Source organism: Shewanella sp. 0m-6, from assembly GCF_052977325.1.
The window spans coordinates 113917-128192 of the sequence record NZ_JBRIMD010000008.1 but is presented as its reverse complement, the minus strand read 5'-3'; the positions used below and the strand labels follow the sequence as shown (position 1 = coordinate 128192).

Genomic DNA, 14276 nt, shown 5'->3' with positions numbered 1-14276 from the left:
AATTACAGTACCTGTACCACTTCTAGTTCAAAGGTGAGCACTTGTCCCGCCAATGGATGGTTCAAATCGATTGTTACCGAGTCGCCCACCACATCTCTTACCATGCCTGGAATTTCACTGCCACCTGGGCCAGCAAAACTCACTATCACACCAGGCTCAAGCTTCATATCGGCAGGGAAACGGCTTTTATCCATATGATGTACAGCATCTGGATTTGATTCGCCAAATGTATCAGCGGCTTGCAATGTAAAGTTGTGCTTATCTCCCTCTTTGAGGTTGATAATCTCAGCTTCAAATGCCGGACTTAAGCTTTCATCACCGACATTAAATCGTGCAGGCTTGCCACTTGAACGTGTGCTTTCAGCGGTTGAACCATCTTCAAGCACTATATTCATATGACATAAAATTGAATGCATCTCAGACACTTAATTACTCCTTTACGCCATCAGTTTTTTTATCATCTTTACCCGTAATAAATGAGTCTAAAATGATAAGTGCTGCGCCCACACAAATTGCCGAATCGGCGATATTAAATGCAGGAAAATGGCTGGTATTCCAATAGAAATGTAAAAAGTCTACTACATAGCCATGCTGCAGACGATCGATCAGATTACCTAGCGCCCCACCAATAACTAAAGTATAAGCAAGGTTTAAGCGCCACATCTTGCTTGGCTGCTGACGCAGCCAAACTGATAATAATACGCTAAAGCCGACTGCAACAAAGGTAAATAACCAGCGCTGCCAACCGCCTGCATCACTTAAAAAGCTAAATGCAGCACCATAGTTACGCACATAGGTAAAGTTAAAAACCGGCAGTAACTGAATCGATTCACCAAGATTAAAATTCGACAACACCCATTGCTTAGATAGTTGGTCGGCAACAAATACCAACACAACTATCCAATACCAACGCAGGCCACTGTCTTTCCATGTAGTGGGCATGACAGTTCCTTTATGCAAATTGGCGAACTTCGCCTTCGCCTTCGATGTTAGTCACGCAGCGAGTACATAGTGTTGGATGCTCAGCAACGGTGCCAACATCTTCTCTATGGTGCCAGCAGCGCTCACACTTTTCTGCTTCAGACTTTTTCAAGCTCAGCTTAAGTGAAGCAAGCTCTGTTTCAATCGCATCAGCTGGTGCTGCCGCTAATGCAACGACTTCAGTCTTAGACGTTAGCAACACAAAGCGCAGCTCATCACCAAGATTTTCAAGGATTGCTGCTAATGCTTCATCGGCAAATAAAGTCACTTCAGCTTCTAATGAACCACCGATCTGCTTCTCACGACGAGCATTTTCAATAACCTTGTTCACTTCGGCGCGAACGGCTAATAACTGATCCCAGTACTCATCACTCAAATCAGATTCAAGTGTCACTGACTTAAGGCCTTCATACCAGGTTTCAGTAAATACGTATTCACCGCGCTCACCAGGCAGCAGTTTCCAGATCTCATCAGCAGTAAAGCTTAGGATTGGCGCCATCCAGCGCACCATTGCTTCTGAGATGAGGTACAGTGCAGACTGACAACTACGACGCGCGTTGCTATCTTCTTTTGCTGTGTACTGTCTGTCTTTAATAATATCTAAGTAGAAACTACCTAGCTCAACTGAACAGAACTGCATTAGTTTTTGCGTTACTAAGTGGAAGTTATACTGTTCGTATGCTTCTAGTAGCTCTTGTTGCAGTGCAGCTGCACGGCGAACAACCCAGCGATCAAGTGCAACCATGTCTTCAACTGCAACCATATCTGTTGCTGGGTTAAAGCCATTGATGTTAGCCAGTAGGAATCGAGCCGTGTTACGGATACGACGGTATGCATCAGCGCTACGGTTTAAGATCTGGTCAGATACCGTCATTTCGCCACTGTAATCTGTCGCTGCAACCCACAAACGTAGAATGTCTGCGCCTAACTTATTAGTCACATGCTGCGGTGAAATCACGTTACCAACAGACTTAGACATCTTACGGCCTTGACCATCCACGGTGAAACCGTGAGTAAGCACTTGCTTGTACGGCGCTTTGCCATTCATCGCTGTCGAGATCATGAGTGATGACATAAACCAACCACGGTGTTGATCGCTACCCTCTAGGTAAAGGTCAATATCATGGCCATGGAACTCTGGACGTGCAGCAACAACAGTCGAGAATGTTGAACCTGAATCATACCAAACGTCTAATGTGTCAGTCACTTTGCGGTACTGGTCTGCTTCTTCACCTAAGAGTTCTGATGCATCGAGATCCCACCAAGCTTGAATGCCTTGTTGTTCGATACGAGCAGCTACGCGCTCCATCAAAGACACACTATCTGGGTGTAACTCTTCTGTTTCACGGTGTACGAATAGGGTAATTGGTACGCCCCATGTACGTTGACGTGAAATACACCAGTCCGGACGGTTCTCTACCATCTTCTCGATACGGCTCTGGCCCCAATCAGGGATCCATTTAGTTTGCTCTATTTCACTGATTGCCTGCGTACGCAGACCCTTTTGATCCATAGAAATAAACCACTGCGGCGTAGCGCGGAAGATAATTGGCGTTTTATGTCTCCAACAATGCGGGTAGCTATGCTTAATTTGTACATGACTAAGCAGCGCGCCTTTCTCTTCTAGCAATTCAACAACGTTCTTGTTTGCCTTAAATACATGTAAACCAGCGAAGATTTCAGTATCTGGCTTATAAACGCCGTTATCACCCACAGGGTTAGCCACTTCTAGACCGTACTTTTGACCAACAACAAAGTCGTCTTGACCATGACCCGGTGCGGTATGAACGATACCGGTACCTGAATCAACGGTGACGTGATCACCTAAAATAACAGGCACATCAAAATCATAGAATGGGTGATTAAAACGCAGTAGCTCTAAATCACTACCGGCTACAGTACCCAGTACAGAGTGTGATTGTGCGCCAAAGCGCTCAACACATGATTCATACAAATCAGTCGCCAATACTAATGCTTGAGTCTGACCATCTTTCACCATCTCAACTAAGGTATACTCAACATTAGCGCCTACTGCTAACGCGCGGTTAGCTGGCAGAGTCCATGGCGTCGTCGTCCAGATAACCATTGAGATATCGTGAGCGTAATCAGTCAAACCAAACTTAGCCAGTAAAGCGCTCTTATCTACAGCGATGAAAGCAACATCGATCGCAGGAGACATCTTGTCTTCATATTCAACTTCAGCTTCAGCTAAAGCAGAACCACAATCTGTACACCAATGTACTGGCTTAACGCCTTTATGCAGGTGGCCGTTATCGATCACCTTAGACAGTGAGCGCACGATATTAGCTTCAGTGCTGAAATCCATTGTTAGGTATGGGTTTTGCCAATCAGCAAATACACCTAAGCGAATAAAATCATCACGCTGACCGTCAACCTGCTTAGCAGCATATTCACGGCACTTTTGGCGAAACTCAGCCGCTGTGACCTTGTGGCCAGGCTTACCTACTTTTTGCTCAACTTTAAGCTCAATAGGTAGACCATGACAGTCCCACCCAGGAACGTAAGGCGCGTCAAAACCAGACATGGTCTTTGACTTAATAATAATATCTTTAAGAATTTTGTTTACTGAGTGACCAATATGAATATCACCGTTCGCATATGGAGGACCATCATGCAAAATAAACGGTTTAGCATCTTTACGGCTTTCACGGATCTGCTGGTACAGTCCATTCTCGTTCCAAGATTTCAACATCTCTGGCTCACGATTAGCCAAATTACCACGCATCGGAAACTCTGTTTCCGGCAAATTCAAAGTAGATTTATAGTCGCTCATTGATCCTTTACCGTTTTGTTAGCTAAGCTGTTCAGCCTGCATCGCTACCAAGTAGGGCTTTCGCTCTATTGGCATCATCTTTAATTTGTTTTTTCAGCGCATCTAACGATCCAAATGGCTGCTCGTCTCTAATCTTTGCCACTAATTCAACTTCAACGGCTTTACCATAAAGGTCACCATAAAAATCAAACAAATGGGCTTCTAACTGACAGACTTGACCATTTACCGTAGGTCTAAAACCAACGTTGGCTACGCCTTCATATATATCGCTATTATCCCAATAGACTTTTACTGCAAACACGCCTCTTACCGGCGTCACTTTACGTTTTAAGGCAATGTTAGCGGTAGGGAAACCTATGGTTCGCCCTATTTTTTCACCGTGAGCAACCTTACCGCTTAATGTAAAAGGATGCCCCAACAAACGCCGAGCCTGCTCTAAGTTACCTTTTGCAAGCTGCTGTCTTATTTCGGTCGAACTCACACGCTTGTCGCCAAGAATAAAGCTCTGAGTGCTCACCACCACAAAACCAAACTTCTCTCCGGCCTTACGCAGCATCTCAAAATTACCTTTACGCTGCTTACCAAAACAAAAGTCGTCGCCTACAACTAAGTACTTAACGCCTAAGGCCTTAACTAACAGTTGCTCGATAAAGTCTTCGGCACTATAGCTTGAAAACTTTTTGTTAAAGTTGACACATAACAGACGATCAATCTTTAACTCATCGAGTAAAACGATTTTATCTCGCAGCAAACTTAAGCGAGCTGGCGCATTTTCGCCTTGAAACAACTCTCGTGGCTGCGGTTCAAACGTCATTACAGCAGCAGGCAGACCTAACTGCTCTGCTTTTTTGACGAGCCGATTAATCACTTCCGCATGACCACGGTGAACACCATCGAAGTTACCTATGCTTAATACGCAACCTCGATGTTTCGGCAAAATATTATGAATACCGCGGATTAATTCCATTATCTTACACGACACATGAGAGTAAATGGGCGGATTATATACCAGCTAGGCTTTATAATCAGCACTCAAACAGCAGCTTTCATCTTCCAAGGGCGAATTCCGAGGCAAACTAAGCAAATAAAGTAAGCGACTGCTGCAAATACAATCAACTTAACCAAAGTATAGCTGCGCTCTATAAAGGATAGATCAAGCCATTGAGCGGTTGTTGGATCGAATTGGAATAACACGAGCAACATCACCCCAGCCGCAAGCACAGACTTGGCTAAAAAGACCAGCGTCGCCTTATTCACTCGGTAAACATTAGCCTTATGTAGCCCACGATACAATAACCCCGCATTAAGCAGCGCCGACATAGAGGTGGCGATAGCTAAACCGACATAACCAAATGGAATCGCAAAAATCAGGTTAAATACCATGTTACTGACCATAGCAATAATGCCATAACGCACAGGCGTCTTGGTATCTTGTCTTGAGTAATAACCAGGTGCAAGAATCTTTATCAACATAAAGCTTAATAAGCCGCTACCGTATGCCATTAAACTGTATGACGCCATTTCTACATCTTCATAGCTAAATGCGCCGCGCATAAATAGCACCATCAGCATTGGCTTGGCGAGCAAAATAAGACCACACATTGCGGGTAACCCAAGTAATATTATCGCTTTTACTCCCCAATCCATGGTTTTGGCAAACTCAGCACTTTCCGCATTAACATGTCTTTTAGATAAAGCAGGCAAAATAACTGTCGCGATCGCAATGCCAAATAATCCTAAAGGAAACTCCAATAGTCTATCGGAGTAATAAAGCCAGCTAATCGAACCAGTCATCAAGAAGCTGGCAATAAAGGTATCAAGCAATAAGTTAATCTGTGACACCGAGACTCCAAAAAGTGCCGGGATCATCAAAGTGCGTATTTTGGTCACGCCAGGGTGACTCCACCCCCAGCTCGGTTTCACCAACGCTTTCTCTTTCATCAGGAAAGGGATTTGAAACAAGAACTGGATTAAGCCACCCAAAAACACACCACATGCCAAGCCAATTTCAGGCTGCTGCATATTTGGTGCAAGGAAAATAGCCGCAGCGATAATGGCAATATTTAAAAATACCGGTGTAAACGCTGACACCGCAAAACGGCCGCGAGTATTTAATATCGAGCCAGCTAACGCAGTAAAGGTGATAAACCATAAATAAGGGAAAGTAATCTTTAGCATTAACGAAGCGAGTTCAAACTTTGCCCCATTAGGTTCGTCATTGAGCCAAGCTAAAAACCAACCGCCGCCAAATAGAGCCGCCAAGATAGGTGAAGCAATCACGCCGACTAATGTCACAATGCTAACAAGTACACCTAAGGTTCCGGCAACCTTTGAAATGAGATCTTTAACCTCTTCACTGCTATTTTTTTCTTGATACTCCGTTAATACAGGCACAAATGCTTGCGCAAAAGCACCTTCGGCAAACAAGCGTCTTAAAAAATTGGGGATCTTGTTGGCGAAAAAAAACACATCCGCACTACTTCCCGCTCCCATGAGGTTCGCGATAACCACGTCTCGAACTAAACCTAAAACACGGGAAATCAACGTCATGGCACTCACAATCAGGCCTGACTTTACTAACTTTTTGCTCAAAACGTCTCCCACCCCTACTACAGAGCTAAATTACTTTTGCTAATATCACGTAAAAATCAGTATTAGCTCTATTGTCTCATAGCAATACCTGCTAGAATTGCGCCACATATTACACGAGTTAGGTTGAAGATAGCCAAGCTGGTTGGATTATTTTGAGTTAATCAGATTGATTCAATCATTGTCATTGACAAAGTGACAAAAATAAGGCATATTCCTCGACCTTAAAAATACCAAACCCAGTTTTAGGAGTTGCACCTTGGCTAATAGCAAGTCTGCAAAGAAGCGCGCGCTTCAGTCTGAAAAGCGTCGCCAACACAACGCTAGCCGTAGCTCAATGTTACGTACTTTCGTTAAAAAAGTAATTGCTGCAATCAATGCAGGTGATCACGCGACAGCTACTGCTGCTTTCGCTAAAGCACAACCAATTGTTGACCGTATGGCGACTAAAGGTCTTATTCACAAGAATAAGGCTGCTCGTTATAAGTCACGCTTAAATGCTAAAATTAAAGCACTTGCTGCTTAATTTTTAGTTTTAAAGCAAATTAAAAACCGGCCTCGGCCGGTTTTTTTATGCCTGTAATTTATGTACACAACTCGCATCATCAAAATTCAAGCAAAAAAATAGAGAGGCAAGCCTCTCTATCAGTCATCCATTACATCGCTTCTGCAAAGCCTATAAAACCAGCCATAGCAAATTTTGCTAACAACTGGTCTTAGTTTGACTAAGCAACTGTCTTTAAGCTTTCACAATAGATGTTATTCAGTAATTTAATGATCTCTGCAACTTCTTCACTCTTTAACGAATAATAAACCGTTTGAGCTTCTTTGCGTGTTTCAACCAAATTATCTTTACGTAACCAAGCTAAATGTTGAGACAAAGCCGATTGGCTTAATCCCAACTTTTTGTTCATTTCACCAACGCACATCTCGCCTTCATTAAGAAGATAACACAAGATAAACAGACGACGTTCGTTAGCCAATGCTTTCAACAATACAACGGCATGGTCTGCTCGTTGCTGCATTAATTCTATATTCATTACGAGCTATTTCTCCTAAAACAAACCGACGCCCTAATATAGCGTTGCCTTACAGATATAGTCGGGACATAAAGCACACTTTTTGCTAGATTGTTTTAAAAAATGGGACATACATAATAAAAACAAAGGAAACTCATGAAAAGCATCTACACCAACTTACTCTCTGGGTTAGTTTTTCTTGCCTTGATTGGCTGTCAACACACCACAACTGACAATAAAGACAATGCAGTAACAGCAGCGTTACAACAAAAAGCGCTTAGCTCTAATCTTGCTTACGAGCTGGTTGAATCTTTAACGGTTGAAGTCGGCCCTCGGTTAGCAGGTAGTGAGCAAGATCTTATTGCAGTGCAATGGGCCGAAACAAAATTAGCCTCACTCGGATTCGACAATGTATATAAAGAAGCGGTGCAAGTCCCTGTATGGTCTCGCGGCAGCGCAAAAGCTGCTATCACAGCGCCATTTCCTCAACCTCTAGTCATAACAGCCTTAGGTGGCAGCATAGCAACGCCTAAAGCTGGCATAGAAGCGAATATTATCCGCTTTGATAGTTTACATGCTCTAAAGCAAGCCAATATGGCCGATGTACAAGGCAAGATAGTCTTTATTGATCACGTCACAGAGCGTCATAAAACGGGTAAGGGTTACGGTAAAAGTGTTGGCGGACGCTCAAGAGGAGCTGTTGCTGCGGCTGAAAAAGGCGCCGTCGCGATTATCATCCGCTCAATCGGCACCGATCATGACCGCATGGCTCATACTGGCATGATGCGCTATAAAGACGGGGTGGATAAAATACCTGCTGCAGCGATGTCAAACCCAGATGCTGATCTAATCAACGCTATGCTAAAACGAGATAAAACGGTCAGTGTGAAACTGCAGCTTTCCTCTGAGAATCACGGCTTTGCGACTTCATACAATGTAATAGCAGAAGTAACGGGTTCAACCAAGCCTGATGAAATCGTGCTCATTGGCGCGCATTTAGATTCTTGGGATGAAGGCACTGGCGCTATCGATGACGGCGCTGGTGTTGCAATTGTAACCGCTGCAGGAAAACTGATCCAAGACCTTAGCGTAAAACCCGCTCGCACAATTCGGGTTGTACTGTACGCCGCTGAAGAACTAGGGCTTGTCGGTGGAAAAGCTTATGCTCAAGCCCATGAAGCTGAACTTGACAGGCATTATATTGCCGCGGAATCTGACTTTGGTGCGGGTCGTATCTATCAAATTGACTTTAGAGCCAGTGAGCAAGGATATGAAGAACTTATTAAGCTAAGTCAGCCAATGACGGCTAATGGGGTCGTTATGGGCAGTAACACCGCTTCAGGTGGCCCAGATGTATCTATGCTGCCATCTAAAGGTGTACCTGTAGCATCCCTTAGGCAGGATGGTAGCGACTACTTCGATTATCACCACACGCCTAACGATACGTTAGACAAAATTGATCCCGCGGCGCTGCAACAAAATGTGGCTGCTTATGCTCAGTTTGCTTATTTAATGGCACAGTCGACAATAGAGCTACGTCCGATAGTGGCAAAATAATAGAACTCTCAGTTTCAAGATCGACGTCTAAACAAAAAAGCAGCCGATGGCCGCTTTTTTGCAAATTACGCTTCAAATAGCAGGTTCGTTATTGCTCTTCGCGTAAAAATACTGGCTCGTTAACGCTCGAGTCTTTCTCACTGTAGTAATAACCCGCTGTATCAAATTGAGTGAGTGCTTCTAACGAGTCGATATTATTATCCAGAATATATCGGACCATCATGCCTCTGGCCTTTTTGGCAAAGAAACTGATGACCTTGTACTGGCCATTCTTGCAATCTTTAAAGACAGGCGTTATCAGGTTCGCAGTAAGTTTCTTAGGTTTAACCGCTTTAAAATACTCGTTCGACGCTAAGTTAATAATAAACTCTTCGCCTTGTGCCCGTGTAGTCTGGTTGATTTCATCGGTAATGATATCGCCCCAGAACTGATAAAGATTGGCTCCTCTATCATTGGCAAGTCGAGTCCCCATCTCTAATCGGTATGCTTGCATCAAATCTAAAGGCTTAAGCAACCCATATAAGCCCGATAAGATCCTCAGCTGCTTTTGCGCTTTTTGTAAGCTGGCCTCAGGCAGAGTATCGGCATCAAGACCGGTATACACATCACCACGAAAAGCAAATACGGCTTGCTTAGCATTGTTCGGGGTGAAATCTTTTTGCCAACTGTCGAACCTTGCTACGTTTAACCCAGCTATTTTATCGCTTACCTTCATCAAAGTCGCGATATCTGTAGGAGTAAGCGTACGGCACACCTCGATAAGCTGCTCACTTTGATCGAGTAACGTCGGCATTGAATAGCTTTCGCTGCCTGGTGGATTGTCAAAGTCCAACGTTTTTGCAGGAGAAATTAAAATCAGCATCGCTAATTCCTATAAAGAGATATTCTTAAACTGACACAATCATACTGGTCAAAAACAAAAAAACCACGCTTTAACGGCGTGGTTTTTTAGATTGTGCTGATAAAGCTTATAGATTAAGCACGATTTGCATCGGCAACTTCTTGTGACTTAATCTCTTCAGCTACCGTTTTACTGGTCCAAATGTCCCCTTCCAAGTTAGATAACTCAGGGAATTTGCTTGCATCAAATGTTGGCGTTTTGCCGCTCTTTAATTGTTGGCGGTAATCGTTAATAACGCGGATAGCCACGCCAGACAATAGCAACAATGCAATGATGTTAACCGTGGCCATTAAGCCCATAGACACATCGGCCAGGTTCCAAACTAGGCCAATTTTTGCTACGGCACCGAACATCACCATACCTAAAACACAAACTCTAAATACCGGTAACGCCTTCTTGCTGTTACCCGATAAGTACATCACGTTGGTTTCAGCGTAAGAGTAGTTGGCAATAATAGAGGTAAAACAGAATAACAAAATCGCTAATGCTACAAATCCGCCGCCCCATGGGCCAACATGCATTGTAAGCGCATCGATTGTAAGCTTGATGCCATCACTATTTGCCCCAACGTCGCCCGCAAGTAAAATAATCGCAGCCGTCGCAGTACAGATAACAATCGTATCAACAAACACGCCCATCATCTGCACAAAGCCCTGTGATGCTGGATGGTTTGGATTAGGTGAAGCACTTGCCGCAACGTTTGCAGCACTACCCATACCCGCTTCGTTAGAAAACAGGCCACGCGCAATACCCGCTTGCATCGCTTGCGCTATGGTGTATGCCACACCACCAGCTACCACTTCTTGCAAACCAAATGCACTCTTGATCACCAACATGAATACGTCAGGTAGTTTTTCGATGTTCATTGCTACAACGACAAAAGCGATCAATATATACGCAACCGCCATCACCGGAACGATGATCTCCGACACTTTAGCGACTTTACGTAAACCGCCCATAATGACGAACGCGCTAACAATCACAATGCCGATACCGACATAAGTAGGATCTAGGCCGAAGACCTGTGTCATCGCACCAGTAATCGTATTGGCTTGAACAGCGTTAAATACTAGGCCAAATGCGATAATTAGGAAGATAGAGAATAAAATCCCCATCCAACGCTGACCAAGGCCCTTTTCCATGTAATAAGCTGGCCCGCCACGATACTGACCATCTTCGTCGCGTACCTTGTAAACCTGTGCCAAGGTCGATTCGACCATTGCCGTAGCCATGCCTAAGACAGCGATAAGCCACATCCAGAAAACGGCACCCGGGCCCGCCGCACCGATGGCGACTGCAACTCCCGCCATGTTACCCGCGCCAACGCGAGCCGCCATGCTAGTACAAAATACCTGAAAAGATGAAAGGCCACCTTTACTCTCACCCTGTCGACTCTTAAGCATAATTTCACCAGAATGCTTAAAGTGAGTGATCTGAATAAATGTCAGTCGAATCGTAAAATACAGTCCGGCGCCAACCAGACCGTATACTAATAACTTTCCCCAAAGCAGCGCATTGAGAAAATTAATCGTTGTTTCTATCATATAATTCAATCCCCATGACAAGCATAATCTAGCGAGTCGAACACTAGATTAGGTTTGTCCTGTGTTTATCCTTCTTAAAGTATTTAAATAACAGCAGATTTTATTTTAAAATTGTCTTAAACGTGAAAAAATTACATCACGCCTGCTGTATTCCGCGCAGCAAAATAGCATAGCATTGCTTCAACCCCGAGCGATATAGATCACAGTTTCTCATTTAGCCGACATCTACATCACACTCACCCCAAAACACCCCCACCAAACTCAACCAAATTAACACAACAGTTACACGCAAGTTAGCTACATTTAATTGTACAAAATTCTTTCAATAAATCAGAGATAGCACACGTTTTTGTAATAAAATTACAAATATAGTGAGTTATATGAAATTTGTTTAACTTTATGATTACGTAAATGGGGTTATTTATGGCACATCAGCAAGAAATTGTCGCACTTAAGAAATTTGTTAGAGCAACTAACTTTTTAGCGACATCACAAATTTACTTAAAGAAAAACGTGCTGCATAAACGCGCACTTGAACACACGGATATCAAGCCAAGGCTACTTGGTCACTGGGGAACATGCCCTGGTATCAATTTTGTCTACGCTAACGTTAACAGACTTATCACCAAGCACAATCGCTCATTCGTTTACTTAGTAGGTCCTGGCCACGGTTTTCCTGCTGTTCAAGCAAACTTATTTATGGAAGGCTCATTAAGCCACTTCTACCCCGATACCATTCCATATAATGAAGACGGGATCACCGATATTTGTCAGAAATTCTCTGCTGCTTATGGTTACCCTTCCCATGCAAACCCAGAAGCGCCTGGTCAAATTCTTGAAGGTGGTGAATTAGGTTATTCACTTTCAGTTGCCTGGGGTGCCGTTTTAGATAATCCAGACCTGATTGCAGCCTGCCTTATCGGTGACGGCGAGTCTGAAACGGGTCCACTAGCAGCCTCTTGGTATGCGAACCGCTTAGTTTCTCCAAAAAATAACGGTGCGGTACTGCCGATTGTTCATATCAACGGTTATAAGATTTCAGGTCCAACTCGTATGGGCCGTATGAGCCATGAAGAACTTGACCTTGAATTTAGAGGTCTAGGCTACCATCCAATTATTGTTGATGACCAATTAGAAGAAGACGTTTACCTGCAGATGACTGCCGCCATGGATAAGTCATACGAAATGATTAACGACATCCAAACCCGCGCACGCGCAGGTGAAGATATCGTTAAGCCACGCTGGCCAGTGATCTTAATGCGTACAGCCAAGGGTTGGACGGGAACTGCAGAGTATAATGGTAAGAAACTAGAAGGTAACTGCGAGTCACACCAAGTTATCGTCAACAAGTGTGCTAGCGACAAAGGTCAGCTAGATGCACTCAATACTTGGCTTGCAAGCTACAAATTTGATGAGCTTTATAGCATTAATGACAAAGGTGAGCTGATCTTCGACGCAGATATTCAGTCCCTTCTACCACCTAAAGAACTGACTTGTGGTCGCCAACATTTAAGTTATGGTGGCGAAGTGGTTCGGGCACTCGCAAAACCCGATCTTAACAAGCTTGCCTATGGCCCTGAAACACCTCGAGGACATCGTGGCTTATCTATGTATAAAATGGGTGAGTGGATGCGTGATGCATTTAAGCTTAACCGCGATCAGCGTAACTTACGTATTTTCTGCCCAGATGAAACCTATTCAAATCAGTTACAAGCAGTATTTGAAGAAACTAGCCGTGCATGGCAGTGGCCAATTGAAAGCTGGGATGAAGATATGTCTCGTGATGGTCGAGTCATCGAGCTGCTTTCAGAAAATCTATTATTCGGTATGCTACACGGCTACACGGTTACAGGCCGTCATGCCATGTTCCCAACTTATGAGGCATTCTCACAAGTTGTCTCTTCAATGGCCGACCAATACTGTAAATATGTTTACGCAAGCCAAGGCGTACATTTCCGTAAGCCCGTTCCAGCTTGTAACGTAGTACTGTCTTCGTTACTTGAACGCCAAGATCACAACGGTTACTCACATCAAAACCCCTCTTTCTTAGGTGCGATGCTTGAAAAACATCCGAAGATCATTTCAGCATATCTACCCGCTGATGGTAACAGCACCTTAGTTTATACAGAACGTGCTTATGCCGATCGTGACAAGCTCAACATCTTAGTGGCGGGCAAGAAAGATCTACCACAATGGCTAACACTTGATGAAGCTCGTCAACAAGCCAAAGATGGCGTAATGGTTTGGGATTTTGCATCGGATGAAAATCCAGATGTTGTTCTTGTTGGCTGTGGTGACTACGTGACTCAAGAAGCCATGGCAGCACTTGTGCTTATTCGTGAGCTTCTCCCAAGAGTTCGTATCCGCTTTGTAAGTGTGACAGAGCTAACAAGCAGTGGCCTAGGAAGTTTAGAGTTCCAAGGCAAGCCTTGGTTGATGGATGAAGTATTTACCGCTGACAAAGGCGTTGTGTTCAACTACCACGGTTATCCAAACACGATTAAGAAACTTGTATTTGACTATAAAGGTAGCGCTCGCTTTAGAATCAAAGGTTACGAGGAAGAAGGTTCAACAACCACTCCATTTGATATGGGTGTTCGTAACGGTACCTCTCGTTACCATTTGGTTATTGATATGGCTTACAAGCTATTCCAACAAAGCGTTATAGATGAGACACAACATGTTGCGATTACGACTGACATGCTGCAGCGCCTAGTCGACCATAGAAATTACATCAAGGCCAACGGTGTTGACCCTGAGAGCATTGAAAACTGGGTTTGGACACGTTAATCAATTTAGTTTCAAACACTAAATAGACCCAAATTAAAGGGCGTCTTTTATGAAGGCGCCCTTTTTTTAACCTTAGTTAACTATTATTTTTCACAATTAAA

The 14276-nt window shown here is 43.9% G+C and carries 11 protein-coding genes; 3 read left to right on the top strand and 8 right to left on the bottom strand.

Features of this window, described 5'->3' with window-relative positions:
* Nucleotides 1–2: 2 nt before the first annotated feature.
* From fkpB to murJ, 5 genes are all read right to left on the bottom strand, one after another.
* Nucleotides 3–416, bottom strand: coding sequence for an FKBP-type peptidyl-prolyl cis-trans isomerase (gene fkpB / locus ACVBJC_RS08630; protein ID WP_447160517.1), 414 nt, complete (start codon nt 414–416; stop codon nt 3–5).
* Nucleotides 417–429: 13 nt separating this feature from the next.
* Nucleotides 430–942 carry a signal peptidase II gene (lspA, locus tag ACVBJC_RS08625; protein ID WP_447160459.1) on the bottom strand — a complete coding sequence of 171 codons (513 nt, stop codon included), beginning with the start codon at nt 940–942 and terminating at the stop codon, nt 430–432.
* A 10-nt stretch (nt 943–952) separates the two neighbouring features.
* Nucleotides 953–3775: an isoleucine--tRNA ligase gene (gene ileS, locus ACVBJC_RS08620; protein WP_447160458.1), complete on the bottom strand. Its 2823-nt coding sequence runs from the start codon at nt 3773–3775 to the stop codon at nt 953–955.
* Nucleotides 3776–3806: 31 nt separating this feature from the next.
* Nucleotides 3807–4742, bottom strand: a complete 936-nt coding sequence (ribF, locus tag ACVBJC_RS08615; RefSeq protein ID WP_447160457.1) for a bifunctional riboflavin kinase/FAD synthetase — start codon at nt 4740–4742, stop codon at nt 3807–3809.
* A gap of 65 nt (nt 4743–4807) precedes the next feature.
* Nucleotides 4808–6367 carry a murein biosynthesis integral membrane protein MurJ gene (murJ, locus tag ACVBJC_RS08610; RefSeq protein ID WP_447160456.1) on the bottom strand — a complete coding sequence of 520 codons (1560 nt, stop codon included), beginning with the start codon at nt 6365–6367 and terminating at the stop codon, nt 4808–4810.
* 256 nt (nt 6368–6623) lie between these two features.
* Here murJ and rpsT point away from each other — a divergent pair, with 256 nt between their 5' ends.
* Nucleotides 6624–6890 (top strand): 30S ribosomal protein S20, encoded by a 267-nt coding sequence (rpsT, locus tag ACVBJC_RS08605; RefSeq protein ID WP_447160455.1) that lies wholly within the window; start codon nt 6624–6626, stop codon nt 6888–6890.
* 199 nt (nt 6891–7089) lie between these two features.
* Here rpsT and ACVBJC_RS08600 read toward each other — a convergent pair whose 3' ends face one another.
* Nucleotides 7090–7404, bottom strand: coding sequence for an ArsR/SmtB family transcription factor (locus ACVBJC_RS08600; protein WP_012276241.1), 315 nt, complete (start codon nt 7402–7404; stop codon nt 7090–7092).
* Between the two features lie 135 nt (nt 7405–7539).
* On the opposite strand from ACVBJC_RS08600, the gene ACVBJC_RS08595 reads away from it, so the two are divergent.
* Nucleotides 7540–8940 (top strand): M28 family metallopeptidase, encoded by a 1401-nt coding sequence (locus ACVBJC_RS08595; protein ID WP_447160454.1) that lies wholly within the window; start codon nt 7540–7542, stop codon nt 8938–8940.
* Nucleotides 8941–9028: 88 nt separating this feature from the next.
* On the opposite strand, the gene yaaA is transcribed toward ACVBJC_RS08595, so the two are convergent.
* Both yaaA and ACVBJC_RS08585 read right to left on the bottom strand, forming a co-directional pair.
* The gene (gene yaaA, locus ACVBJC_RS08590; RefSeq protein ID WP_447160453.1) at nt 9029–9802 is read right to left on the bottom strand and encodes a peroxide stress protein YaaA; all 774 of its coding nucleotides are present in this window, start codon (nt 9800–9802) and stop codon (nt 9029–9031) included.
* A 113-nt stretch (nt 9803–9915) separates the two neighbouring features.
* Complete coding sequence (locus tag ACVBJC_RS08585; RefSeq protein ID WP_447160452.1) at nt 9916–11385, bottom strand: alanine/glycine:cation symporter family protein; 1470 nt, start codon at nt 11383–11385, stop codon at nt 9916–9918.
* A gap of 423 nt (nt 11386–11808) precedes the next feature.
* Between ACVBJC_RS08585 and ACVBJC_RS08580 the strand changes: the two genes are divergently transcribed.
* Entirely contained in the window at nt 11809–14175 is a 2367-nt protein-coding gene (locus ACVBJC_RS08580; RefSeq protein ID WP_447160451.1) for a phosphoketolase family protein, read from the top strand.
* Nucleotides 14176–14276: the final 101 nt, after the last annotated feature.